19 protein-coding genes and 2 tRNA genes are annotated in these 24,480 nt (G+C 39.7%); 14 read left to right on the top strand and 7 right to left on the bottom strand.

Features of this window, described 5'->3' with window-relative positions; genetic code table 11:
- Positions 1–30: 30 nt before the first annotated feature.
- Entirely contained in the window at positions 31–1,467 is a 1,437-nt protein-coding gene (locus tag F3D68_RS00540; protein ID WP_151192597.1) for an amino acid permease, read from the bottom strand.
- Between the two features lie 524 nt (positions 1,468–1,991).
- Here F3D68_RS00540 and F3D68_RS00535 point away from each other — a divergent pair.
- Positions 1,992–4,016 (top strand): hypothetical protein, encoded by a 2,025-nt coding sequence (locus F3D68_RS00535; protein WP_151192596.1) that lies wholly within the window; start codon positions 1,992–1,994, stop codon positions 4,014–4,016.
- 92 nt (positions 4,017–4,108) lie between these two features.
- The gene (locus F3D68_RS00530; RefSeq protein ID WP_151192595.1) at positions 4,109–5,332 is read left to right on the top strand and encodes an MFS transporter; all 1,224 of its coding nucleotides are present in this window, start codon (positions 4,109–4,111) and stop codon (positions 5,330–5,332) included.
- A gap of 86 nt (positions 5,333–5,418) precedes the next feature.
- Here F3D68_RS00530 and F3D68_RS00525 read toward each other — a convergent pair whose 3' ends face one another.
- Positions 5,419–6,003, bottom strand: a complete 585-nt coding sequence (locus F3D68_RS00525) for an HAD family hydrolase (RefSeq protein ID WP_191092637.1) — start codon at positions 6,001–6,003, stop codon at positions 5,419–5,421.
- 126 nt (positions 6,004–6,129) lie between these two features.
- Here F3D68_RS00525 and F3D68_RS00520 point away from each other — a divergent pair, with 126 nt between their 5' ends.
- From F3D68_RS00520 to F3D68_RS00500, 5 genes are all read left to right on the top strand, one after another.
- Positions 6,130–6,735, top strand: a complete 606-nt coding sequence (locus F3D68_RS00520; RefSeq protein ID WP_117003514.1) for a peroxiredoxin — start codon at positions 6,130–6,132, stop codon at positions 6,733–6,735.
- 149 nt (positions 6,736–6,884) lie between these two features.
- On the top strand, positions 6,885–8,189 hold the full coding sequence (locus F3D68_RS00515; RefSeq protein WP_151192593.1) for an LbtU family siderophore porin: 1,305 nt from the start codon (positions 6,885–6,887) through the stop codon (positions 8,187–8,189).
- Between the two features lie 76 nt (positions 8,190–8,265).
- Positions 8,266–9,651 (top strand): sodium:proton antiporter NhaD, encoded by a 1,386-nt coding sequence (nhaD, locus tag F3D68_RS00510; RefSeq protein ID WP_224728189.1) that lies wholly within the window; start codon positions 8,266–8,268, stop codon positions 9,649–9,651.
- Between the two features lie 18 nt (positions 9,652–9,669).
- On the top strand, positions 9,670–10,584 hold the full coding sequence (locus F3D68_RS00505) for a lysophospholipid acyltransferase family protein (RefSeq protein WP_151192592.1): 915 nt from the start codon (positions 9,670–9,672) through the stop codon (positions 10,582–10,584).
- The gene (locus tag F3D68_RS00500; RefSeq protein WP_151192591.1) at positions 10,584–11,192 is read left to right on the top strand and encodes a DUF3261 domain-containing protein; all 609 of its coding nucleotides are present in this window, start codon (positions 10,584–10,586) and stop codon (positions 11,190–11,192) included. Before F3D68_RS00505 ends, F3D68_RS00500 begins: the two co-directional genes overlap by 1 nt.
- A 78-nt stretch (positions 11,193–11,270) precedes the next feature.
- Here the strand turns inward: F3D68_RS00500 and F3D68_RS00495 are convergent, their stop codons facing one another.
- The 4 genes from F3D68_RS00495 to F3D68_RS00480 form a co-directional block, all read right to left on the bottom strand.
- Entirely contained in the window at positions 11,271–12,566 is a 1,296-nt protein-coding gene (locus tag F3D68_RS00495; protein WP_151192590.1) for a sensor histidine kinase, read from the bottom strand.
- Between the two features lie 3 nt (positions 12,567–12,569).
- Positions 12,570–13,274 (bottom strand): response regulator transcription factor, encoded by a 705-nt coding sequence (locus tag F3D68_RS00490; RefSeq protein WP_151192589.1) that lies wholly within the window; start codon positions 13,272–13,274, stop codon positions 12,570–12,572.
- Between the two features lie 75 nt (positions 13,275–13,349).
- Complete coding sequence (locus F3D68_RS00485; RefSeq protein ID WP_411954532.1) at positions 13,350–14,933, bottom strand: SulP family inorganic anion transporter; 1,584 nt, start codon at positions 14,931–14,933, stop codon at positions 13,350–13,352.
- Positions 14,934–15,100: 167 nt separating this feature from the next.
- Positions 15,101–15,826 carry a DNA-binding protein gene (locus tag F3D68_RS00480; RefSeq protein ID WP_151192588.1) on the bottom strand — a complete coding sequence of 242 codons (726 nt, stop codon included), beginning with the start codon at positions 15,824–15,826 and terminating at the stop codon, positions 15,101–15,103.
- A 199-nt stretch (positions 15,827–16,025) separates the two neighbouring features.
- Between F3D68_RS00480 and F3D68_RS00475 the strand changes: the two genes are divergently transcribed.
- A complete protein-coding gene (locus F3D68_RS00475; RefSeq protein WP_151192587.1) occupies positions 16,026–18,269 on the top strand; it encodes an NADP-dependent isocitrate dehydrogenase in 2,244 nt (747 codons plus the stop codon).
- Positions 18,270–18,341: 72 nt separating this feature from the next.
- Positions 18,342–18,419, top strand: a tRNA-Val gene (locus F3D68_RS00470).
- Between the two features lie 299 nt (positions 18,420–18,718).
- On the opposite strand, the gene F3D68_RS00465 is transcribed toward F3D68_RS00470, so the two are convergent.
- Positions 18,719–18,808 (bottom strand) — tRNA-Ser (locus tag F3D68_RS00465).
- 451 nt (positions 18,809–19,259) lie between these two features.
- On the opposite strand from F3D68_RS00465, the gene F3D68_RS00460 reads away from it, so the two are divergent.
- The 5 genes from F3D68_RS00460 (at position 19,260) to F3D68_RS00440 (ending at position 24,472) form a co-directional block, all read left to right on the top strand.
- A complete protein-coding gene (locus tag F3D68_RS00460) occupies positions 19,260–20,498 on the top strand; it encodes an MFS transporter (RefSeq protein ID WP_151192586.1) in 1,239 nt (412 codons plus the stop codon).
- A gap of 60 nt (positions 20,499–20,558) precedes the next feature.
- Positions 20,559–21,545, top strand: a complete 987-nt coding sequence (locus F3D68_RS00455) for a glucosaminidase domain-containing protein (RefSeq protein WP_151192585.1) — start codon at positions 20,559–20,561, stop codon at positions 21,543–21,545.
- A gap of 189 nt (positions 21,546–21,734) precedes the next feature.
- The gene (locus tag F3D68_RS00450) at positions 21,735–22,751 is read left to right on the top strand and encodes a succinylglutamate desuccinylase/aspartoacylase family protein (protein ID WP_151192584.1); all 1,017 of its coding nucleotides are present in this window, start codon (positions 21,735–21,737) and stop codon (positions 22,749–22,751) included.
- Position 22,752: 1 nt separating this feature from the next.
- Positions 22,753–24,045 carry an MFS transporter gene (locus F3D68_RS00445; RefSeq protein WP_151192583.1) on the top strand — a complete coding sequence of 431 codons (1,293 nt, stop codon included), beginning with the start codon at positions 22,753–22,755 and terminating at the stop codon, positions 24,043–24,045.
- A 4-nt stretch (positions 24,046–24,049) separates the two neighbouring features.
- The gene (locus tag F3D68_RS00440) at positions 24,050–24,472 is read left to right on the top strand and encodes a hypothetical protein (RefSeq protein WP_151192582.1); all 423 of its coding nucleotides are present in this window, start codon (positions 24,050–24,052) and stop codon (positions 24,470–24,472) included.
- Positions 24,473–24,480 lie beyond the last annotated feature (8 nt).

Raw genomic sequence — 24,480 nt, 5'->3', positions numbered from 1 at the left:
TTTTACCTTGCATAGAATGATTTTGAATAACTAATGTTTAGCAGAGATATCACATTTTTCCAAGGCAATGAGCTTACTGCGTTTAATCAATTTATAGCCGATAAGTAATGCTAAAAATAGAATAAAGCCGATATAGGTTGCTAAGAATTTCTGCCATGTAATGTCGCCTGAGATAATATCGCTAAACTCTTGTCCTAGGATAATCACGGCAATTAAAAGCATTGCAAAAATGGGTGCGACTGGGAACCATTTGGCGCGATAGGGTAAATCTTGCAGGTTCATACCTTGTTTTTGGTAAGCGCGACGAAACCGATAATGGCTCAAAGCAATACCAAACCAAGCAACAAATCCCGCTAAAGAGGAAATGTTAACAAGCCAGATAAACACGCTACCATTCTCTAAAAAAGAAGTCAGAAAGAACAAGCAACCAACAAGTGCTGTAATCAAAAGTGCATTAATCGGAATGCCTTGACGGTTAATTTTGACAAATATTTTGGGTGCTTGTTTGGTATTGGCTAGATGCCACATAATACGTGTTGCCGAGAACATGCTAGCATTGCAAGCAGATAAGATTGCAATCAAGATCACCGCATTCATAATCGTTGCGGCATAGGTCAAGCCTGCGTTTTTAAAAACAATGGTAAAAGGGCTAATGGCAATATCAGAATTTTTATTAATGAGAATGTCACTCGTATAGGGAATTAAGAAGCTAATAATCCCAATAGCAAGAATATAAAAAATAACCAAACGCCAGAAGGTGCGTTTAATCGCTTGAGGAATAGCTTTTCTAGGGTTATCTGCTTCACCTGCAGCAACGCCAACGAGTTCTGTGCCTTGAAACGAGAAGCCTGCGATCAAAAACACTGCCATAAACCCAAGCATGCCATTATGAAAAGGCGCATCCCCAATATGCCAATTCTCAAAACCAACAGGTCCACCAACGCCAGTAACACCAATGATTGTTAATATGCCAACAACAATAAAAATGATCACAAAAGCAACTTTGATAAAAGATAGCCAATACTCCGTTTCACCATAGACTTTAACGGCTAATAGGTTTAAACCAAAAATAAGCACAAAAAACAAAACACTCCAATAGATCGTTGGCACATAAGGAAACCAATATTGCATAATTAAAGCTGCAGCAATAATCTCAGCGGCAATAGTAATTGCCCAGTTAAACCAATAGTTCCAACCCATGGCAAAGCCAAAATCAGCACTGACATAACGGCTAGAGTATTCACAAAATGTGCCTGTAGTTGGTGAGTGTGCTGCCATTTCACCAAGGCTACACATTAGAAAATAAACCATCAGTGAGATAATGACATAGGCGAGCATTGCGCCACCGGGACCCGCCTCATAAATGGCGCTGCCGCTTGCTAAAAATAAACCAGTGCCAATCGAGCCACCCAAGGCGATCATGATTAAATGGCGAGCTTTTAAGTTTCGTTGTAATTTATGTGACATACTTTTCTCTTTTCTTCAAATGTTCAAAAATTATTTTAAATTTATTATCTGCAATCGCTGCTGCATTGCGGCAATCTATTCAGATACGTAAACTGTGATATTTTTGGTGAAGAAAAAAGTGTGCTTTTGATCGTGTATTGATGTTTGTTTCATGCTTAAACATTATTAATTCCTTTGTGTGTAATATACCAGTGAATCTACAGATTCCAAACCTGTGTCATAAAAATAAAACCCAAATCTTTACTCATGGTATTTTGCCCCATTATTTAATTATTTAGTTTCGCTATAAGGATAAAATATGTATAGCAACCATACATGCGAAGCAGTTAAATTAATCTTTTTCACAGCTGATGTAAAGCGATCTTTTTATGAAAGTTAAGATATTGGCGCACCAAAAATCATCCATTTGCCATAGGTATTTTTATGACGATCTGCTTAACTCATTGTTAACTCATTTTGTAACGCGTGATTGCAAAGTGGTTTGTAATGGATTAAAGATGTAGAGTTCAAAGAGAGGTAGCATTATGGAAAATAAAACGTGTGTGAAGAAAATTATTAGTAGTATATTTTTATTGCCTTTTTTAAGTTATATCCAAACTTCTGTGGGTGCAGATTCTGGGGCAAGATTACAAGAAAAGCAAAATCAATGGAGTCCCTATGCGCGTTATGGAGATTATCTGAGTGCACAGATGAAGTCGTTGAAAAAGTTTGATTATGGAATGTTTGTTGCTAAATTAAAAGCGGCTGATGGCCCTGTTTGTACAGCCTTTTGGCTTTATTCAGATGCCCCAGCGCCAGGAGCTATGCCTGAGGTAGCGCAAATGTGGCGTTGGAATGAGTTTGACTGGGAGTTTGTGCCGTATACACAAGCAACGCAGAATTCGTATATTGCATTAGATACAGGGGGAAATCCAACGTACTATGGTGCAAAGCTTGATATGAGCCAGATGACATCAGGGCAGATTACTGCAGATGTTATTAATTGGACTCAAAATTATTACATTACTGATGATACAGCTCTTGGTATGATGCAGCGTTATTATAATAAATGGATGACAAATGGCAAAAAGGATACACAAATCAATTCAGAAAATTATAACTACCTTGGTGCAATAGCAACAACCGGGGATGGTTATGAGGTGGGTGGTATAACTGGAAGTAGTAAACAACCAGGTTGGCAAAATGCCTCAGTTTGGAAATATCCATTAACAGCAGTTAAACCCGTACCATCCACTTTAGATATGCGTAAAATGGCAGCGATTAATTGGTGGCGTATGCCGCAGGGTAATCAAAATATTGATGTTACTTTACCTGGATTTAATAGGCAGAATTATAAGTTTATTGAAAAGTTACCTGTATTGGGTGGCTCTACACTTGCTAAATCATATACGGCAGCAGCAATGAATAATGAAACCTATATTTTGCCAGATGCAGGTAATGCTAGTTTTAATCCATATGCGCAATTTAATACTTACACTATTGTCTGGTCACCGACACGCGTTGCCTACTATATCAATGCACCGGACAATGGAACTGATATTTCTCATGCAACACCAGTTGCACTATATACGATAGATGACTACCCATCGCTCAAAGCATCAGGTGTGCAAGCACCACAAGGAAGCCTTCCTTGGGTAGATACAGGGTTTGATAATAAACTTGGCGAGGTATCTATTAACCTTGCTAATTATGTCGCATTCAAAGCTGCTAAAGATCTTGAAAATAGTAAATTAACGCCTAGCCAAGAAGCTGGTGCTGGATGGTCTGGGAATCCTCCAGATAATGATTGGCAGGGTGTTGATGCTTATTTTAGAAGTGTAACGTACTACCCTCTTAAGAAAGATAGTGGTCAATATCTTGATGGGTCAAATACAAGTGACTTCGATATGGCTACGAATGTGTGGAAATTTGATTTAGGTGATGGCTCTTGGAGCAAAGATAATTTTTCAGTCAAGCTTATGGATTATTTTGGTATTTTGTATGCTCAGGACTTCACGAAAAAAGGAATAGAGGGCTCAGATCTTAGGGACTCAAAAAGTCCTTTAGCTATTAGCTTTATTGCAAATAAAGAGGGTAGTTATTCAGCTGATAAATTACCTTTAATGCAATTAAGTGTTACGCCGTCAACCGCTAATCCAAAACGTAATTTTTTTAGAGTAGCAACGACGATGAATACAGGTGTCGCGATCAGTGCAACCAATCCATTTATGTTTGTTACGGTAACATTAGCATCCGGAAATGGGCAGGAATTAAAATCTACTAATTCTTCTTTTGGGATTTCAGGAGCTTCAACGCCTCTAGCATTTTTTGCGCCTCAAAATGGAGAGTCTATGACGGCAACTATTAAACTATATACAACATCAACTTATCATGGTGCCTATCCTGCTGATCAAATTCCAACAGCAGCGACAGCAACAGCGCAACTCACATTAGAAACTTCAGCAACGGGTGACATATCATGGGAAGTTAAGAGTGATCCCAAGGGGATTATTATGGCATATCAATCAGTTAATCCTCACCTTATTACGGTCAAGTCTCCTAGTAGTTAAATCGAAAAAATATAGAGTGACCGGAGTTGAATCTTTTCTTTTCATCTAACTCACGGCATAATCCTTGCGTTTAAAGGGCGAGGGTTATCGTAATGCAATCAAAAAATAAAGTCATTATCGCGTCGGCGATTGGTACATTTGTCGAATGGGCGGAGTTTAGCTTTTATGGTTATTTAGCGTTTAAGTTCGCCCATTTATTTTTCCCAGAAGATACGCCTTATGCGATGTTGTTTAGTTTATGTATCTTTGCTGCAAGCTATTTAGCGCGACCTTTTGGCTCAATTATTTTTGGCATCATCGGCGATAAATTCGGGCGCAAAAAAGCCTTATCCTTAAGTCTTATTCTGATGGGTTTAGCAACTTTATGCATTGGGCTTTTGCCAAGTTATCAAAGTATTGGTGTTGCCGCACCGTTGATGTTACTTTTCTTGCGGATTATCCAAGGCATTTCAGTGTCAGGTGAGTTTACAGGGGCTGCGATTTTTGTCGCCGAGCATTACCATGGTGGCTTTAAAAATCTTGCGGTGAGTTGGGTGAGCTTTGCTGCCGCCTTGGGTATGATGTTGGGGGCGGCAATGGCATCAATCGTTTCATTGCCGATGATGCCGGAATGGTTTTGGCGTGTGCCATTTTATTTGGGGTTTGTCGGCTGTTTAATTGGACTTTATTTTCGGATAAGCACGACTGAGAGTCCTGAGTTTGAAAGCGTTAGAGTAAATAAAGCATTCTTTAATGGCATCAAAGCATTTAAAGGGTATACAAATCAGCTGATACAATGCTTTTTTATCGCGGCATTTGTTGGCGTGTATATCTATATTTGTAATCTATGGTGGGTATCTTTTGTCATTCAGCGAGGGTTTTTAAGTAGTGAAAACGCGCACTGGGCTGCAACTTTTGGTGTAGCGACTGTGACAGTGTTGACACCAATAGCAGCATTGTTGGCAGATCGATTAGGTACACAAAAAATGTTGAAATCAGGGCTTTTAAGCAGTGTCATTACTGTGCCTGCTTTATTCTATTTGTCAGGTTTCTCAAGTGTATATTTGGCGCTGTGCGCGCAAGTTGTATATGCAATAAGCAATATCTTAGTTACAGGAAGCATGTTTCGCTATCTGGTCGATATTTTCCCTGTTAATATTCGCTATACCGGCATGGGGGTTGCGTGGAGCATATCCGTTGCTATCTTTGGTGGCGCGGCACCCTTGGTTGCGCAATGCTTAGCAATCGATTTGGCGAATATTGCTTATGTGGTTGTTTATGTATGTGTTATTGCTTTAGTTGCATTTTTCAGTGTGGCTAAGTCGTCAATATCTTAATTGCTTCCCCTTCACCCGTACAGCATAAGCCGCACGAGCGATCCCACAAAGGGCGAGGTGAAAATAGCGAAACTTACCTTTTATTGCTAAGGGTAAAACGTTCTGATATCAGTTACCATCATATTGGCTTTAACCGCATTGATAAGTCCTGGTTTGCCATCCTCAAAGACATGGCATTTATCATGATCAACACCCAGTCTGTCAGCAATTAAAGTAAAAGCTTCAGGAGTGTCCTTGGTCGGGTGATCATCATCAGCGGTGATGATAAATTCAAAATGATTAGCAATATCAAGTGCTTCGAGTGTTTTGACCACATTTCGACGCATGCCACCAGAGATGACCACCATCGGCAATTTTTGGTGATAACGATTAATCAAATTAAGCACCGGTTGGATAGCAATTACGCGATCCATCTTTTCCTCAGCGAGGTTTTCTTTTTCGTGGACCATTTTATGTAAATCAAAACGCTTCTTATCTTCACTGGTTGTTAACATTTGTAATATTTGTAAAGTAGGGATGCCATTATAATGAGCAAGCTCGTCAGCACTTAAATTGAAACGATAGCGCTGAGCGATGGTATGCCATGCCTCGTTATGAATCACCATTGTATCGGCGATGGTGCCATCACAGTCAAAAATTAAGGCTTGGGTTTTGGGGTGAATATAAATCATAAAATTATTTCCAAAATTTGTTAAATTCTGCTGTGTCATTATTGACATAATTAGCAGGCTTTAGCAAACTTTTGCGCACTAAATTGTTGTCAATTTATGAAATTACAAACCCTTAAGGAGATAATCATGACGGTATTAGTAGGACGCAAAGCGCCTGAATTCACAGCGCCAGCAGTGCTAGCAAATGGTGAAATTGTAGATGCATTAAGCTTTGAAAAAGCGCGTGATGGCAAGTATGCAGCGGTTGTTTTTTACCCGCTTGATTTTACGTTTGTTTGCCCATCTGAGTTAATCGCACTTGATAAGCGTGTTGATGAGCTTAAAAAGCTAGGTGTTGAAGTATTTGCAGTATCGATTGATTCACACTTCACACACAATGCATGGCGCAATACCCCAGTGAATGATGGTGGTATTGGTGCGGTTAAATACACGATGATTGCTGATATGAACCATAGTATTGTTAAAGCCTATGGTGTTGAGCACCCCGAAGCAGGGATTGCTTTCCGTGGTACATTCTTAATTGACAAAGACGGTGTTGTTAGACATCAAGTCGTTAATGATCTGCCATTAGGTCGTAATATGGACGAGCTAGTGCGTATGGTTCAAGCATTACAATTCTTTGAAGAACACGGTGAAGTATGCCCTGCCGGCTGGAAAGAAGGTGACAAAGGCATGAAGGCGTCACCGCAAGGTGTTGCTGCTTATTTAGCAGAAAATGCTGAATCTTTGTAATTTTTTATAAAAAAATCTATGATTTGCTTGAAAATTTAAAATAAAGTGATACCTTTGTCGGTGTGTAGTCTTTCGATGGCAAAGAAGCCAACAAAAAAGGAATCATTTTTTAATAAAAATGTAAGTTTTAAAACAGTTGAGGAGAAACTATGAAACTTAAGATGATCGTAGCAGCGGTTGCTGCAACTGCAAGCGCTTCAGCTTTCGCAGCAGGTTCAATGAATGATCAAGTACAAAGCGGTGGCGGTATCGTCAACGTGCGTACAGATGCAAGCTATTCACAACAAATGCTAAACAACCAGCAAGTCACTGGTTCTGTTTTAGATATCCTTAATGCGCGTAAGTCTGGCGATCTAGCACCTAACGCTATCTATATTGGTGGTAAAGGTGAGATTTATGGTGTGTATGGCAATGTAAGTGGGAACACCCCACTTAGCTATGTTCCAGGAACGTTAACGGCTGGTTATAATTATGGTAACAACAGTGCCACTAACGTTAAAATGCCGTATGCTGATTTAGCATTTACATCAACCATTGGTGATTGGGTTACTGGTTTTGCTGATGTTCAGGTTACAAATGTTGGTTCAAGTAATGTTACATTGCCTAATGCTTATTTTATTTTGGGTAATTTATCTAAATCACCATTCTACTTCGTAGGTGGTAAAAAAGTCGTAGACTTTGGTAAATTTGATTCAGTGACTAACTTTATGCCAACATTAACGCGTGCTTACTTTATGGCGTATGGCGGGCAAGTTGCGGCAGGGTTTGCTCAAAATGGCATCAATGCTGCTGTGACATTGATGAATGGATTGGGCGAATCAATGCTTAACTCTCAAGCAACAAGTGCCAATCAGGTTAATGACTTTGCTTTAAGCGCTTCGTACAATGGAGCTGCTGGGGCTATGAGTTACTATGCTGGTGCTGGATATATTAACGCCACTGGTTTTACGAACAAAGATAGTAAAATGGTTGGCGCGCTTGACTTGAATGCAGGTGTTAAAGTTCAGGGACTTGCAGTTAATGGTGAGTTCTTAGTGACAACTTCAGGTGTTCATGGTATGAACTCAACTTCTGTTGTGTATAACGCTTCTACAACAAACTTGCCGAATATTCCTGCAAATAAAGTAGCTGATTCTACAGGTTATTCTGCCTTTGGATTTAATGCTTTACCTGCATTGATTGGCTTTGACTCAGGTTCTACTGTTAAAGCATGGAGTTTAGACTCTTCTTACACTATGCCAGTAGCGGGCAAAGATATGGTTCCTTATGTATCATATAGCCAAGTAGCGCAAAACTCTGATAACAACTTATATCAGTTTGAAGTGGGTACGCGTTATAACGTGGTTGATACTGTTTGGATCGGTGGTTCTTATAACTATATGTCTGGTAAATCATATGGTGAAAAAATTGGTAGATTCAATACAGTAATGCTGGATGCTACAGTTTACTTCTAATCTGATTGATTAGTTAGTTTAAACACTTTAAAGGTCGCAATTGCGGCCTTTTTTGTTTTAAGGGTGGGGGAGAAAAATGATCAGAGTTTTCTATTTATTCATATTGATGCTGCCATGCGCTTTATATGCAAATGAAGTATCAACAACAGTGATGAAGGCGATATTAAGCCCATATGCACTTATTGCATTAGCTGTTTTTATTATTGCTTATATCTTGGTGATGCTTGAAGATGTTATCCATCTGGCGAAATCAAAACCAGTGATTTTAGCGGCAGGCATTATTTGGGTGCTCACGGCAATCATTGGTAAGATCAATGGACAAAGCGCGATCGTTGAGCAAAGCTTAAATAAAGGCTTATTGGAATATGGTGAGCTTTTATTGTTCTTATTGGTGGCAATGACCTATATCCATGTGCTTGAAGAGCACAATGTCTTTGAGAAGCTAAAAGCACTTCTTCTTAAGATGGGCTTGCGCTTTAAAGGGATCTTTTGGTTAACCGGGCTTCTGGCATTTTTTATCTCACCGTTTGCTGATAATTTAACAACCGCCTTAATCCTAAGTGCCGTGGTGCTTTCAGTGGGCAAAGGTCAGACGAAGTTTATCTGTTTATCTTGTATTAATATCGTCGTTGCGGCTAATGCTGGTGGTGCCTTTAGTCCATTTGGTGATATCACCACCTTGATGGTATGGCAAGATGAGGTTGTACCATTCACGCATTTCTTTGCCTTATTTATTCCGGCATTGGTGAGTTTCCTTATTCCGGCAACTATTATGAGTTTCTTCCTGCCCAAAGGTGATGACCATAGTCATGATTTGTTAGAGGTTAAACTTAAATCAGGTGCGATTATTGTTATTGTGATGTTTGTTTTAACGGTTATTACTGCTGTGCTTTTTCAGAACCTGTTAGATCTGCCGCCAGCATTAGGCATGATGACAGGTTTAGGTTATTTGATGTTTTTAGGCTTCTTTCTAAAGGAAAAAGCCCGTGAGCATTTTGATGTATTTCAAAAAATTCAAATGATTGAATGGGATACCTTATTATTTTTCTTTGGTATCTTACTTGCAGTTCAGGGCTTAGCAACTTTGGGTTATTTAGAAGTGCTATCTAACTTCCTATATCACGATGTGCCAAGTGCGATGCCGCAAGTTTTTGATCATATCACACAAGCGAATATTTTGATTGGGCTACTCTCAGCTATTGTTGATAATATCCCTGTGATGTTTGGTGTGCTAACGATGCATCCGCCATTAACCGAAGGGCAATGGCTGTTGGTGACTTTAACCACAGGCATTGGTGGCAGCTTGCTATCGATTGGTTCTGCAGCGGGTGTCGCAGTGATGGGCAAAGCGCATGGTCAGTATACTTTTTTAGGGCATTTGAAGTGGAGCTTAGTGATTTTATTGGGATACTTTGCTAGTATTGCAGCGCATCTTTTGCTAAACCAAGCTTTTTTTAGCTAACCACCATAAAGGTAATCAATGACAGAAAAATCACGTTTTTATGCCCCAAAGTACTGGGGTTTGCAGCTTGCCTTTCTTTTTTTGCGCGGCTTTGTCTATTTGCCCTTTCGCTGGCAGATGAAAGTAGGCGCACTTCTTGGGCGCATGACTTATCCTTTTTTGAAGCGACGTAAACAGATTACATTAACAAATCTAAAGATTGCTTTTCCCAATAAGAGTGAACAAGAGCTAGAGAAGCTATGCAAAAAATGCTTTGAATCCATTGGTATCTCAGGGGTTGAAACGGCGATTGCTTGGTTTATGCCAAAAAAACGTTTTAATAAGATTAAGTTTGATAGCCATGGTATGCAGCATTTTGAGGATGCACATCATGATACTAAGCAAGGGGCTTTAATGCTCGGAGCTCACTTTACTTGTATGGAAGTCATTGGTCGTTTTATTGGTGAGCATTACAGCCCCTTTTATCTTGTTTACCAAAAGCATAAGAATCCGCTGTTTGAACAAGTGATGACAACATCGCGCGAAGCCTATGTTAGCCAATGTCTACAGCGCAAAAATGTCGTATCCATTGTCAAAGCACTTAAAAAAGGTGGCTCGGTTTGGTATGCCCCCGATCAAGACTTTGGTGCAGAGCGTAGTATCTTTGTGCCTTTTTTTGGCAAAGAATGTGCGACCTTAGTGGCAACCTCGTGGTTGGCAGAGAAAACAGCTGCAAAAGTTGTGCCGTGCTATTATACGCGTAAGGCAGATCTATCGGGTTATGATATCTATGTATTACCTGCACTTGATAACTTCCCCTCAGGCGATGATTATCAAGATGCGTTAAGATATCATCATATTCTAGAGAAAGCGATTACGGATTTCCCTGATCAATATTTGTGGCAGCATCGGCGCTATAAGTCGCGCCCACAAGGTCAAGCGAGTATTTACTGATGAGAGATTTAGCTTATTTTCGTAATATCTTAATGCTGCTAATAGGTTGTGTATTGCTATCATCCTGCGCACTATTGCAAACTCGTGCAGTAAATACGCCAGAGGTTGAGGTTTTCAAATCACAAAAGCTAAAATTGCCAACGCCAACTGAGCTTGACCTAGACTTTGATGTGACCCAAATTTTAAGCTCACAATATACCATCAAGGGCAAAAAAGAATCCTATGTTGCACAGGTTGAAGTGGAAGCATCAAAACAAAAGATTGTCATTGTTGCTGCTGCAGGTTGGGGTGGATCGATCTTCTCGCTTGTTTATGATGGGGCTTCTATTGATAGTAGCAGTCTGCCGATGCCGCATGCTGATATGGGGGTTAAGCAAAGTCTGGTTGATTTTATTTTTACCTATGCGCCAACAAAGGTTATTCATGAGATGCTACAAACAACTGATATTACAATGCAGTCATATAAAAATCAGCGAAAGTTTTATTTGAATGATCAGCTAGTTATGCAGATTAACTATCAGAACCAGCAAGATCTCTATGCAGATGTCAAGCTTGAGAATTTTGTTTATCACTATCAAATAGCGATTAAGACGTTAAAAGACAGTTAAATTATATATCCACTCGTTCCCTGAGCAATGTCGAAGGGAGCACATGAGCATATGGCTTCGACTGACGCTCAGCCGACGTTAAATGGTAATCGTAATTGACAGCCCACAAGGCTGATTATTTTTAGCCTCAATGCGTCCACCGTGGCTTTCAATAATATCTTTAGCGATAGATAAGCCAAGACCGTTGCCTTTAGAGGAGGAATTATCACCTTGTTGAAAGGGTAGAAAAATATCGGCTAATTGCGCAGATGGCACGCCTGGCCCATCATCGCTGATCTCAATGGTGAGCGTATCTTTGTATTGTGTGAGTCGCACGCGTACTTTGCTGCCATATTTTAACGCATTATTAATGATATTTGTCAGCGCGCGCTCCATCTCCACTTGTGAGCCATGAATAAAGTAACGATCATAAATGGCAGAGATTTGAATACGCTTAGGATTATGTGATTGATAATCCTGAACAATGTCAGTAACGATTTGGCATAAATCAATGGTGCTTTTAGGGTGTGATAAATGTTTTTGTTTCGCATAATCAATCGTATTTTTTAAGATAAGATCGATATCATCAATTTGCTCAAAAATGCGCTCTCTCAATCCGGCATCTTCAATCTGATATAACATAAGATCAATGCGTGTGAGCGGCGTTCTGATATCATGCGCTAAAGTCGCCATAGTTTTCATTTTGACTTCGTTTAATGTTTGGATCTTGGCAATAAGACTATCGATATATTGTGCGGATTTATGCAAAAGATGTAAGCTTGATTGTGTGAAAAAATTACCACGAATGGCAGGTAAGTTTAGTTGATGTTTTTGTTCAAGTTCAAACAGCCTATTCATCGCCAGAAGTAACTTTCGCCCATTAATCAGATAGATAAGTAAATAAAGCATTACCAGTAATTGTAGCAATACAAATGCTGTGGCAAACCACGGGAAACTAATCGCAGGCAAATAGACAATAATCCACTCTTTCAACTCATTTGAGTAAATCGAGATAATGTTATTGCGCCAGAAACGAATATTACTAAGCACGTGATGTACTTGTTGCGAGTTGATTTGGAGATCATGACTATAGATATAATCAGAGCTGATTTGTGGCTTATCTGCAATCGTAACCACTACACGATTATTACTAAAACGCGGAATAATACTTTTTAGATATTTTTCTTCTTTGGTGGACAGTTTCAAGTGATCGATTTCAGTAATCAAATTAATTAAGTTAATCGCTTCAACGCGTTGATCCTCATTGTGATCAATATACGTGTTGGTGTAGAAATAACTGATCAGTACGATATTGATAATAAAGGCAATGAATAACAGTAAATTAAAGCGTAATCTAGATTTCAAGTTTGGTGAGTTTTTTCTAAGCTTCATCATCGGTTAATCAATCGTGATGTTGCTTTTTAAACTATAACCAATACCACGAACGGAAACAATTAGATCATCACTGGCAACACTTTCAAGCTTTTGACGCAAGCGCGAAATTAAGGTTGAGATAATCCGATCATCGGCAGCAATCGGGCGGTTATAAATCACTTGTGCAATATCATGCTGCGATTTTGCTTCACTGTGATTGTCATTGAGATAACTCAATAAGAGATATTCATTTTTATTAATGCTAATACTTTGCTCAGTATCATAGCGAGAGAGTGTGAAGGTCTTGCTATCAATGCGCCAGAGACTTTTCTCAGTATGTATCTTAGGCTTGTAAGCAATTGAGAGAATATTGCGAATCTTGGCAATCAATAATCGGGTATTAAACGGTTTATGCATAAAGTGCAAAGCACCCAGTTCATAAGATAAAATTTCATCGATCTCATCATCAGAAGCAGTAATGATAATGATGGGAATATTGAGTGATTCACAGATTCTGCGGCAATAGTATTTGCCATTTTCAAATCCAGGCATATTTAAATCAAGAATCATCAAATCAGCAGCAAAAGAGGTGAGAATTTCATCGGCTGCAGGTGGATTAGCAGCGTGTTGTACGTCGTATTGTTCACGTTCAAGAATATGTTTTAATTCTTGGCGAATAATCAGATCGTCGTCAACAATGATAATACGTTTTTTTTCAGTGTCTTGCATGGACTTGGTACTTCAGTACAATAATTGCCGATAATTATATCAGAATAAAATAAAGAATATGACGGTGAATAATGATTAACTAAGTTTATCGGTGGCAACATGATAATCAGGATCCTCAAGGACATTGACTTCAACGAGATTCCCGGCTTTGCCTAAGAGCTCTTTGCATTCCAGACTTAAGTGCCTTAAGTGTAAGTTTTTGCCAAGGTTGCTATAACATTCGGCAACATAAGCAATGGCGTCAATGGCGGAGTGATCACTAACACGCGAGTATTTGAAATCGATAATGACTTCACTAGGATCGTTCGCTGGGGTGAAGAGGCTTTTAAAGCGCGTACTTGAGCTGAAAAATAAAGGACCATTCAGAATATACTCTTTACTGCCGTCAGTATTGATTTTAGTTTCAGCATAGATGTTTTTGGCAGTTTGCCACGCAAAGACAAGGGACGCTAAGATCACGCCAACAATAACTGCAATCGCAAGATCCGTCATCACGGTGACAATGGTTACGACGATAATGATAAATGCATCGTGCAAAGGAATCTTGCGAATGAATTTGAAGCTTGCCCATTCAAAGGTTTCAATCACGACCATAAACATCACCCCGACAAGTGCAGCTAATGGAATGATTTTAATCAATGGCATGGCGACAACGATAAAAAATAGTAAAAACACAGCGGCAGTAATGCCAGATAAGCGTCCACGCCCGCCAGAGCTGATATTGATCATGCTTTGACCGATCATCGCACATCCTCCCATAGCTTTGAAAAAGCCCGAGATAATATTGCCAGCACCTTGGGCAATACACTCTTTGTTACCACGACCACGTGTCTTGGTGATTTCATCGATTAAGGTTAATGTCATTAACGATTCAGACAGTCCAATAATAGCCAAAATGAGTGCATAAGGTACAATAATCGTCAGTGCATGCCAAGTAAATGGAATATGTGGAATACTAAAGGCGTGGCTCACAATGTCTTTGCCAGTGCCGATCATATCACCAACGTTTAAGATGTGATTACCTGGTAGTGGGATAAATAAGGCAATTACGGTGACAATGATAATTGCCGTTAATGCCGATGGAATTGCTTTAGTAAATTTGGGTAAGAAATGTGTAATGAGCATAGCAAGTACGACAAGTCCAATCATCACATATAAGTCAATGCCTTGTAACCAAACTTTATGATCTAGTCCAGTTGGCGTGTATTTGAACTGTTGTAATTGTGATAAGAAAATGACAATAGCAAGACCATTAACAAAGCCAACCATAACCGACTTCGGTAGCATGCGAATAAACTTACCAAAGCCCAGAAGTCCTATAACAATTTGAATGATACCCGTGAGAATAACAGTGGCAAATAAGTAATTCATACCTGTAATAGGGTCATTAGGAAAAAGCAGCATAATCGAAACCATAACGACTGCCATTGAACCGGTGGCACCTGAGATCATGCCTGGTCTGCCACCAAAAACCGCCGTCATAAAGCACATAATAAAGGCTGCATATAAGCCAACAGTGGGGTTGACGCCCGCCACTAGAGCAAAGGCGACAGCCTCAGGGATTAGGGCTAAAGCGACAGTGACACCGGATAAGAAGTCGGTCATGTGTTTGCCATCTTGATTGGGCATTAAAAAGCGATTAACACGTTGTAATAACATAAATATAAGAAGTTTTTTATAAAGGTCGCATTCTACTATGATATACACCCAATGTCCTTGAATAATTGACTTATATTAGCCCCTTGCATCAAGACTTTGCCAAGATTAAAGAGATTAAGTTAACAGATTTTAGATTTGATAAACGCTTATTGAGATCGTAAGTTAGTTTATGAACGCTTTTTCTCAGCTAATGCATTATTTGATTTTTCAAGCTGTTTGCGATAGTACTCAAGTGTTTGCTCGGATTCGCGCTTCAATTGACGAATTTGTCCATTTAAAAAAGCAATTTGCCCTTCTAAAGCATCACGCAAGTCTGAAATACGCTGAGTTGTTTGCTCTTTTAGTGTTTCTGCATAAATACGCGCTTCTTTAGCAACTTGCTCGGCTGATTCGCGACGAGTTTGCTCTTTAACTAAAGCGGCATATAGCTTACGCACTTTAAGCTCAGGGTTGCTTTCGTTTAAAATCATGCTCCACTCATCAGACATGCTGCTAAGAATATCACTGCTTAATGCGTGAGAGCTCGTAAGAAGTGCTTGAATTATTGGGTCTTGTGCCTTCATTGTGCCAGTTACAGCTGACGGTTTGTCGCTAACTATTGCTTTTGCTTGAGGCTTTTCTTTAAGAGTTTTTGCTGCTTTTATTTTTGCAGTCGCGGTGTTTTCTGAGATAGGTTGCATAGTATCTTCTGTGTTCTTTGTGGTTGCCGGTTGTGCGGCTGTTTGATCAGTTGCACGCTCTTCACGCCACTGTTTTAAAAATTTACTGATAGTCGTTGGGCTGCCGCGACCAACTGTATCACGAACATTATTTATGCTAGGAGTCATGCCTTCTGCTTCTAGCTTGGTAATCGCTTCGAGTATATCTTCGTAAGAAATGCCTGGACGAGCCATGGTTTGTTATATCCTTAATCGAGTAATTGATTTAACGAAAATTTAAAGAGAATTAATATCTACAATCCATGGCGATTATAGCAAGATATTCAATTGCGTCAAACATAAGATAGGCGTCAAGCATATATTTTGTTATGATAAGGCGCGAATTTAATGTAGCAATCACTGATTGATATCCACAATATAAGAGGACATAAGCATGAGCTCAACAAAGCTAATTTATACCCATACAGATGAAGCGCCAATGCTGGCAACTTATTCATTACTGCCGATTATTGAAGCGTTTACTAAGCCTTGTGGTATAGATGTTGAAACAAAAGATATCTCACTTGCAGCAAGAATACTTGCGCATTTCCCAGAGTCATTAACAACAGAACAGCGTCATGAAGATGAGTTAGCTATTTTAGGCGAATTAGCTAAAACACCAAATGCCAACATCATCAAGCTGCCAAATATCAGTGCATCAATCCCGCAATTGCAAGCGGCAATTGCTGAGTTGCAAGCACAAGGATATCCGATTCCTGATTATCCAGTTGATGCCAAAACAGCTGAAGAAAAAGAAACAAAAGCGCGTTATGCTAAAGTGCTAGGCAGTGCCGTTAATCCGGTATTGCGCGAAGGAAATTCAGACCGCCGTGTGGCTAAGGCGGTAAAAGAATATGCCAAAAAACATCCGCACTCAATGGGTGCGTGGGATAAAGGCTCTAAATCACATGTCGCACATATGTCAGGTGATGATTTTTATGGTAGCGAAGTATCAACTGTTATCGCTGATGATACCAAAGTGAAAATTGTATTTACCGATAAAGCAGGACAAAGTGAAACACTTAAGTCAGATTTCCCATTATTAAAGGGAGAAGTCATTGATGCCTCTAAAATGTCGGTTAAAGCCTTAAGAGCATTTTTTGCTGAACAAATTGATCTAGCGCAAAAAGATGACGTATTGTTGTCACTACATATGAAAGCAACAATGATGAAAGTGTCTGATCCAATTATTTTTGGACATGCAGTGAGTATTTATTACCAAGATGTCTTTAACAAATATGCAGATGTTTTTGCCAAGCTTGGTGTGAATCCCAATAATGGTATTGGCGATGTTTATGCCAAGATTAAGAGTTTGCCAGAATCTGAGCAAGCTGCGATTAAACAAGATCTTGAGAATGTTTATAAGACGCGCGTTGAGCTTGCGATGGTTGATTCTGATAAAGGCATTACCAACTTACATGTGCCAAATGATGTCATTATTGATGCATCCATGCCGGCGATGATCCGCTCTTCTGGCAAGATGTGGGGGCGTGATGGCAAATTGCATGATACTAAGGCGATGATTCCTGATCGTTCATATGCTGGTGTTTATCAAGAAACAATTGATTTTTGTAAAGAACATGGCGCTTTTGATCCAACAACAATGGGTAGTGTTGCCAATGTCGGTTTAATGGCAAAAAAAGCAGAAGAATACGGCTCACATGATAAGACCTTTGAAATCACGGCTGATGGTAAAGTTAGTGTTATCGATGCTAATGGTAATACGCTATTAGCACATGATGTTGAAAAGGGTGATATCTGGCGTATGTGTCAGACCAAAGATGTTGCGATTGAAGACTGGGTGAAACTTGCAGTATCACGTGCGCGCATCACCAACACACCTGTTGTGTTCTGGCTAGATGAAAAGCGCGCGCATGATGCTAATTTGATTGCTAAGGTAAAAACATATCTTAAAAATCACGACACCAATGGTCTTGAAATACATATCATGTCACCTGTTGATGCGACGCGCTTTTCACTTAAAGCGATCAAAGCTGGTAAAGATGTGATCTCAGCAACAGGTAATGTGTTGCGTGACTATCTAACGGATTTGTTCCCAATATTGGAATTAGGTACTAGTGCTAAGATGTTATCGATTGTGCCATTACTAGCCGGTGGTGGACTGTATGAAACAGGTGCCGGTGGTTCAGCGCCTAAGCATGTACAGCAATTAGTAGCTGAGAACCATCTGCGTTGGGATTCATTAGGTGAGTTCCTTGCATTAGCTGCCTCTTTAGATGATTTAGCCAATAAAACAAATGATGGCAAAGTGCGTGTATTAGCCGACGCGCTAGATCAGGCAAATGCTAAGTTTTTGGATAAAAATAAATCACCATCACGTAAAGTCGGTGAGCTTGATAATCGTGGTAGTCATTTTTATCTGGCGATGTACTGGGCAGAAAGTTTAGCCAAGCAAACACAAGATGCGCAATTGGCGCATGTCTTTAAACCTGTAGCAGCAGCGCTTCAAGACAATGAAGCTAAGATTGTTGCTGAACTTAATGACGCGCAAGGTGTTGCCGTTGATATCGGTGGTTATTATCATCCGAATGCGCAGAAAATTGAAAAAATAATGCGCCCAAGTGCTACACTTAATCAGGTTATCAATAACTTGGCAAAAGAGCCTGTTAGCGCTTAATTATTAAAGTTGGCAGAAAATCACGAAATGGGCTTGTGATTTTCTATAAACGAATTATAATCTCCGCTCATTGGTCGCTTAGCTCAGTCTGGTTAGAGTACTACCTTGACATGGTAGGGGTCACTGGTTCGAGTCCAGTAGCGACCACCATCATTTTTCCTCAATTATTCCAAAATAAATGGAACATTTATGCATAAATCGTGTATTTAATATAAGTATTTTGTTTTGTATCTCAAGATTTAATGTATTTACTGTTTTAATAGGGATTTGAGTGCTGTCGAGATAATTGATTATGGGGTTATGATTATATTGCTGCCCACCTTGATTGTGTAAGCGTTGGCTGAGCGTAAGTCGAAGCCTCTATGAAGTGGTTTTCTCTAGCTTACCCTTCGACTTACGCTCAGGGTACGATGAGCACTTGTGGATGAATATCTAGTTTTAGTCTATTCTGGCGGAGGGGAAGAGATTCGAACTCTCGATACGCGTTAACGTATACACGCTTTCCAGGCGTGCTCCTTCAACCACTCGGACACCCCTCCAGAAAATTAACTTGTTCAACTCGTGGTTGATTTGTTACTAAACTCGATCATCGTGATCTTGTTAAGTAACCCGGCCTTTCGCTCCTGCTACAGGCGCTCATTAGCTCGCAGCTCAGTCGCTGCTCGAGGGTCTAATTCGCCCACTCGGACACCCCTCCAGAAAATTAACTTGTTCAACTCGTGGTTGATTTGTTACTAAACTCGATCATCGTGATCTTGTTAAGTAACCCGGCCTTTCGCTCCTGCTACAGGCGCTCATTAGCTCGCAGCTCAGTCGCTGCTCGGGGGACTAATTCGCCCACTCGGACACCCCTTGCAGAAACTTCATTAAGCTCATGCTGTAATAAAAGCATGTGCATCCTAGCAAAGTCGATCCTAGAAAGCAAGGCGCTTGACATCTTAAAATATCACGGTAAAGTCGGCGCAAATTAATTTTATCTCGCATCTTAAAATGCATAAAAATACAAATGACTCATTACGTGCGTGGCTTTCGATGTTTGCCGCAGCACTTTTCTTTTTTTATTGGTTTATTCAGTTATCACTTAATAATACGATGATTGACTATTATATTGCGCGTTACCAAATCGGTTCATATGGTTTATTTACGTCGATGTATCTGATTGGTAATGTGCTTATGTTTATTCCAGCAGGCATGATTTTGGATCGTTACAATAGCAAAAGAGTAATTGTGTCGGCACTTATTGTAATGTTGATTGGTGTGGCAATCATGACATTTGTCAGTAATCAGTTTATTGCTTACGCCTGTATGCTATTAGTCGGATTTGGCGGTGCTTTTACCTTATTGTCATGTGTACGTGTGGCAACGAGCTGGTTTGAGCATGGGCGAGTCGGCTTCCCCATCAGTATGGCGATTACGATCGCCTTTTTAGGAAGTTACTTAGGAAATGCCGGTGGGCATGCGCTGTTGGTATATTCTGGCTCTGGGCAGGTCGTGCAGATCACTAATATTGTGATGGGGCTTGTGATTATTGCTTTGGCATTACTACTGATTCAAAAGAAGCCACAGAGAGCTCAGCAAAATGAGCAACATCAAGAAAACAATAAAGCACAGCAGTCAATTTGGCGTGCGTTTAAAAATTTACGTTATGTGGTGAACAAAAAACAAAACTGGTTAGCGGCACTTTATATTTCACTAATGAATTTCCCTGTGATGATTCTGGAGTTTAGTTTTGGGCAGGCGTTTTTAAGGCATAGCTTTAGCATCAGCGCACAAGACGCGGCAATGATAGCGGGGATCATTAGTATTGGCTATATGATTGGTGGACCTTTATGGAATAAACTTTCAGATTATTATCGCTCACGCAAGCCTTTTATGTTGCTGGGGGCGAGTCTCTCATTGGTAGTAACTTTGTTATTGCTTAATGCAAATCTTGGCTATCATGCGCTGATTGTGATCTTCTTTTTTATCGGTGCGTTAACTGCAGCGCAAAATATTGGTTATCCTGTTATTGCTGAGTCAAACCCAACAGAGATTGCTGCCTCAGCAACATCATTAGGATCTTTAATTATTATGGGCGGCGGAGCCTTAGCACAGATTGGCTTTGGCATGCTTGAGCAATCATTAAGTTTTCGTGGTGCTTATATCGTTATTCCAATATGTATTAGCATTTCATTGCTATTGGTTTTCCTGATAAAAGAGCCAAAACGCACAGAAATAAAAGCGGAATAAGTCTAAGGCGACTATACTCTAAGCGGTAAAATGTCCGCATAGCATGTAAAGAGAAAAGAGATGGCAAGAATAAATAGTATTAGAAGTATTAAAAGTAACAGCATTATATTTATGGTTGTGCTTTTAAGCGCGTGCACAACAGCAAATAATATGCCAGATTCATCAAGTTATTCAGTGGTGCAAAAAGAGCAAAAAACGCAAAAACAGCAAATACACGCGGAAAGAAATACAGATACTAATAAGCATGACGTTTTAACAACACTGAATTTGCCACCAAGTTGTAGTTATGATAGTGCTTATAAGTATTTGGTATTAAAGGGTGATGCGATTGATAGGATTGCTCATCGTATTGGTGTTTCATCTGGCTGCATTGTGCAGATGAATAACCTTGAGGATAATGACTTATCTATTTCACAAGCGCTGCGATTGCCAAAGCAAGCATTTATTAATATGATGCTTACTAAGATGTGTCCGATCAACCGACAGATTCTCAAAGATCGAGACTTTTTATTAGCATTAGAATCAAAGCCTAGTGTTACTCGTCAAGATAAAGTACGTTTAAACAAGTTGGCAGATGTTTATGCGCTACAAGCTTACGCAAAGAATGATAGCAGTTTGATTAATCATCTATTGTTAAGGGTGAATATTATCCCTGAAAGCTTGACCTTGGCGCAGGCAATTGTTGAGAGTAATTGGGGTGGCTCGCGTTTTGCGGTGCATGGTAAGAATTATTTCGGATTACATTGCTTCTCACAAGGTTGTGGTATTGCACCTAAATATCCAACATCAGGAGTGATTGATGAAGTCAGTAAATTTACGGATGTGAGTGCTGGCATTGCAGATTATTATCGAGTGCTTAATACTTTGGCGCCCTATGCTGAGTTCAGAGAGCAACGAGCGCAGTTAATTATGTTAAATGGCTATGACTTAGCAGATTATTTGCAGTCTTATTCAGGTTTAAAAGGTGACGAATATGCGACGATTCTAAAGACTGTTATGCGTCATAATAATCTTGGGCAATATGATGGTCTATGTGAAAAAATCTAGGCGATTTAATGCTCTTTTTATATTAAAAAAGTAAAAATTTATGTGTTTTACTGTTTAGCTTATGTCAATAATAGCTATACTCTTTCTAGATGATTTTCAATGATTTCAGTTATGTAATATTTAGGGTCTTTTATAGGATCCAAGTTGCTGTTGAGATTAAAATAAAACAAACAAGGTCAGTAATAAAAAATGAAAAATAGTAGTTTCAAAATTTGTGATGCCAGTGTCCACCCTGGTGAGAAAGCGACATTGGCATTGCCCTTGCCTGAGCAGTATTCATGCTCGCCAATGTATATGCCAATTAAAGTCATCAATGGCAAACAAAATGGACGTAAACTATTAGTCTTTGCAATGGTCGATGGTAATGAATTTAATGGGTTGGAAATTGCTAATCAATTATATGATGACATCTCTGCTGATGAACTGCAGGGGACATTGATCGCTATTCCAGTTTTGAATGTTTATGGTTTGTCGCATTTCCCCAAGCCAACGCCAAGTGGTGTGAGACTAAGTGCTTGCTTCCCAGGCGATGAACATGGCAGTTTTGGTGAGCGTATTGCACATATCTTTACCAAAGAAATATTGACACAGATCGATTGCTGTATTGAGTTAAATACGGGCTCGCTAAACCATGAGATTTTGCCACAAGTGTATTGCAGCTTTGATAATGTCGAGGCGAAGAAATTAGCCAAAGCATTCCAAGCGCCAGTGATTACTGAGGTTGAGACTAAGCAAAGCGGTATTCGTGTCACGGCAGAGAGTTTGAATATTCCTTTGCTAGTGTATGAAGCAGGCGAGGCACAACGTTTTGACCAAACGGCGATTCAGGTTGGTTTAGATGGTATTAAAAATGTGATGTGCAAACTTGGGATGCTCAGTGGTGAGATCGATGATAGTGTGACACCGGTATTCTCAAAGGATGATGATTGGCTTATTTCATCATCATCCGGTGTCTTGCATAGTGAAGTGGCATTGGGTGAGTCGATCAAGAAAGGTGATAAAATTGGGCGCCTGACAGATCCATTTAGCAATGAGAATGCAACAGTAATTAAATCAGATCTTGACGGGGTGATTGTTGGGATTAATCGCTCACCATTGATTCAAGAGGGCGTTTCTATCTTTAAGGTGGCGTCTTTTATTGATAACCAAAAGGCTGAGGAAATTCTAGAGGAATGGGAAGAGAATAAACCTGAGGTTGACGAATAATATGAGTCAAAATCAAAAAATGAGTTTTATCGGCACGATCATTTGGTTGGTGTGTGCGTTATTCTTCATGTATGAGTTTTTACTTAGAACGATTTTGGGCACATTTGAGCATCCTATTATTCAAGATCTTAATTTAAATCTTGTGACATTTGCCATCTTAAGCTCAACCGCTTACCAGCTGGTTTATGGCATTATGCAAATTCCAGTAGGTATTATTACCGATCGCTTAGGCTTAAAAAAGGCATTATTCGTTGCCGTATTTTTCTGTGCATTGGCAGTTACTGGTTTTGGCATGAGCTTTGGCTTTGATAGTGCTTTTGTCTTTCGAGTATTAATGGGGCTTGGTTCATCTTTCGGCTTTATCTGTTTGTTAGTGGCTGTATATGACTGGATGCCACGCAAACATATTGCATTGTTTATTGGCTTATCGCAATTCATAGGCACGATGGGACCCATGTTGGCAGCAGGTCCTTTAAATAGCTTATCATCGCACTCTGAGCTGCCATGGCGTTATATTTTTTATGCGTTAGGTGCAATTGGTATTGTGATTGCGATTATTGTGCTTCTCATCGTTCGCAATAATACCGATTACACGGGAAGCTTTCGTATTTTAAAGCGCCAAGAGCGATTGCAAGTCAATCTTTGGCAGCTGATGCGTCAACGTCAGGTTTGGTATATTGCCTGTTATTCAGCATGTGTGTATTTCGCCATAGAATATTTCTCTGAAAATAGTGGTAAAGCATTTTTGATGTTGCATGGCTTTAGCTCGGGTGTGTCATCTTATATGTTAACGCTATCATGGTTGGGTTATGCCATTGGCTGCCCACTTTTGGGCTTTATCTCAGATCGCACCAGTAAGCGTAAACGCATGATGGTGTTTGCCGCAGTTGTTTGTGTGTTGTCGGTTTTATGCATTACCTATTTTCCGGTCAATATTGTCGTCATTAGTATTGCCTTTTTTGGTCTTGGTATTGGTGCCAGTGGTCAGAGTATTGGTTTTGCGATTATGGCGGAGCAATGCAACAACAACTATCTAGCAGCAGGCTTGGGTCTTAATAATGCGATGATTATGCTTGTAACCTCTTTGATGGCGCCTTTGATTGGCGGGGTACTTGCCTATTTGTCAAAAGGGCACGCTTTAAGTATTACTAATTATCAGCATGGCTTTTTATTAATTATTTCTGTGATAGCTATTGGTGTATTAATTAGTATTTTCTTGATTAAAGAGACGTTTTGTAAGTCAACCAAAGAAACCACCAAGTTGACTGTAACCACATTGAAAACAGTAGAGTAAATCAATGACGACGGTGAAAGTGGCATTAAAACGATCTTTCATCCAGCTTGTCGTCATCATCTTATTATTTGGCTTTTGTCTTGTTATCATTTTTGAGCTCTTACATGCAGCGCTTTTTTATAGCGCTTTTATACTATGGGTTATTGCCTTTATTGGCATGTTATTACATTATTTATCGAGTAGGCAATTAAACGAAATTATTTTAGTTGAAACTGCGCATACACGTAAAATTAATCTGCACTATGGCGCTCAGTGGCATAACGATGTGACCGTTCGCCGTAGCATTATGATTGCAGGAACGTTATATTTAGAATGCCAATGTGCACAGGAGAAGCGTTTAAAGCTGTGGTTATTTAAGGATCGGTTTAAAAGTAGCAAGGAGCGTTATCAGTTGATTAGATTTTTAGTATTGCATAATGATAAATAAAATATATT

Source organism: Cysteiniphilum sp. JM-1 (assembly GCF_008711525.1).
Taxonomy (GTDB): Bacteria; Pseudomonadota; Gammaproteobacteria; order Francisellales; family Francisellaceae; genus Caedibacter.
The sequence above is the reverse complement of the archived record's forward strand: the minus strand, read 5'-3'. Positions and strand labels throughout refer to the sequence as shown.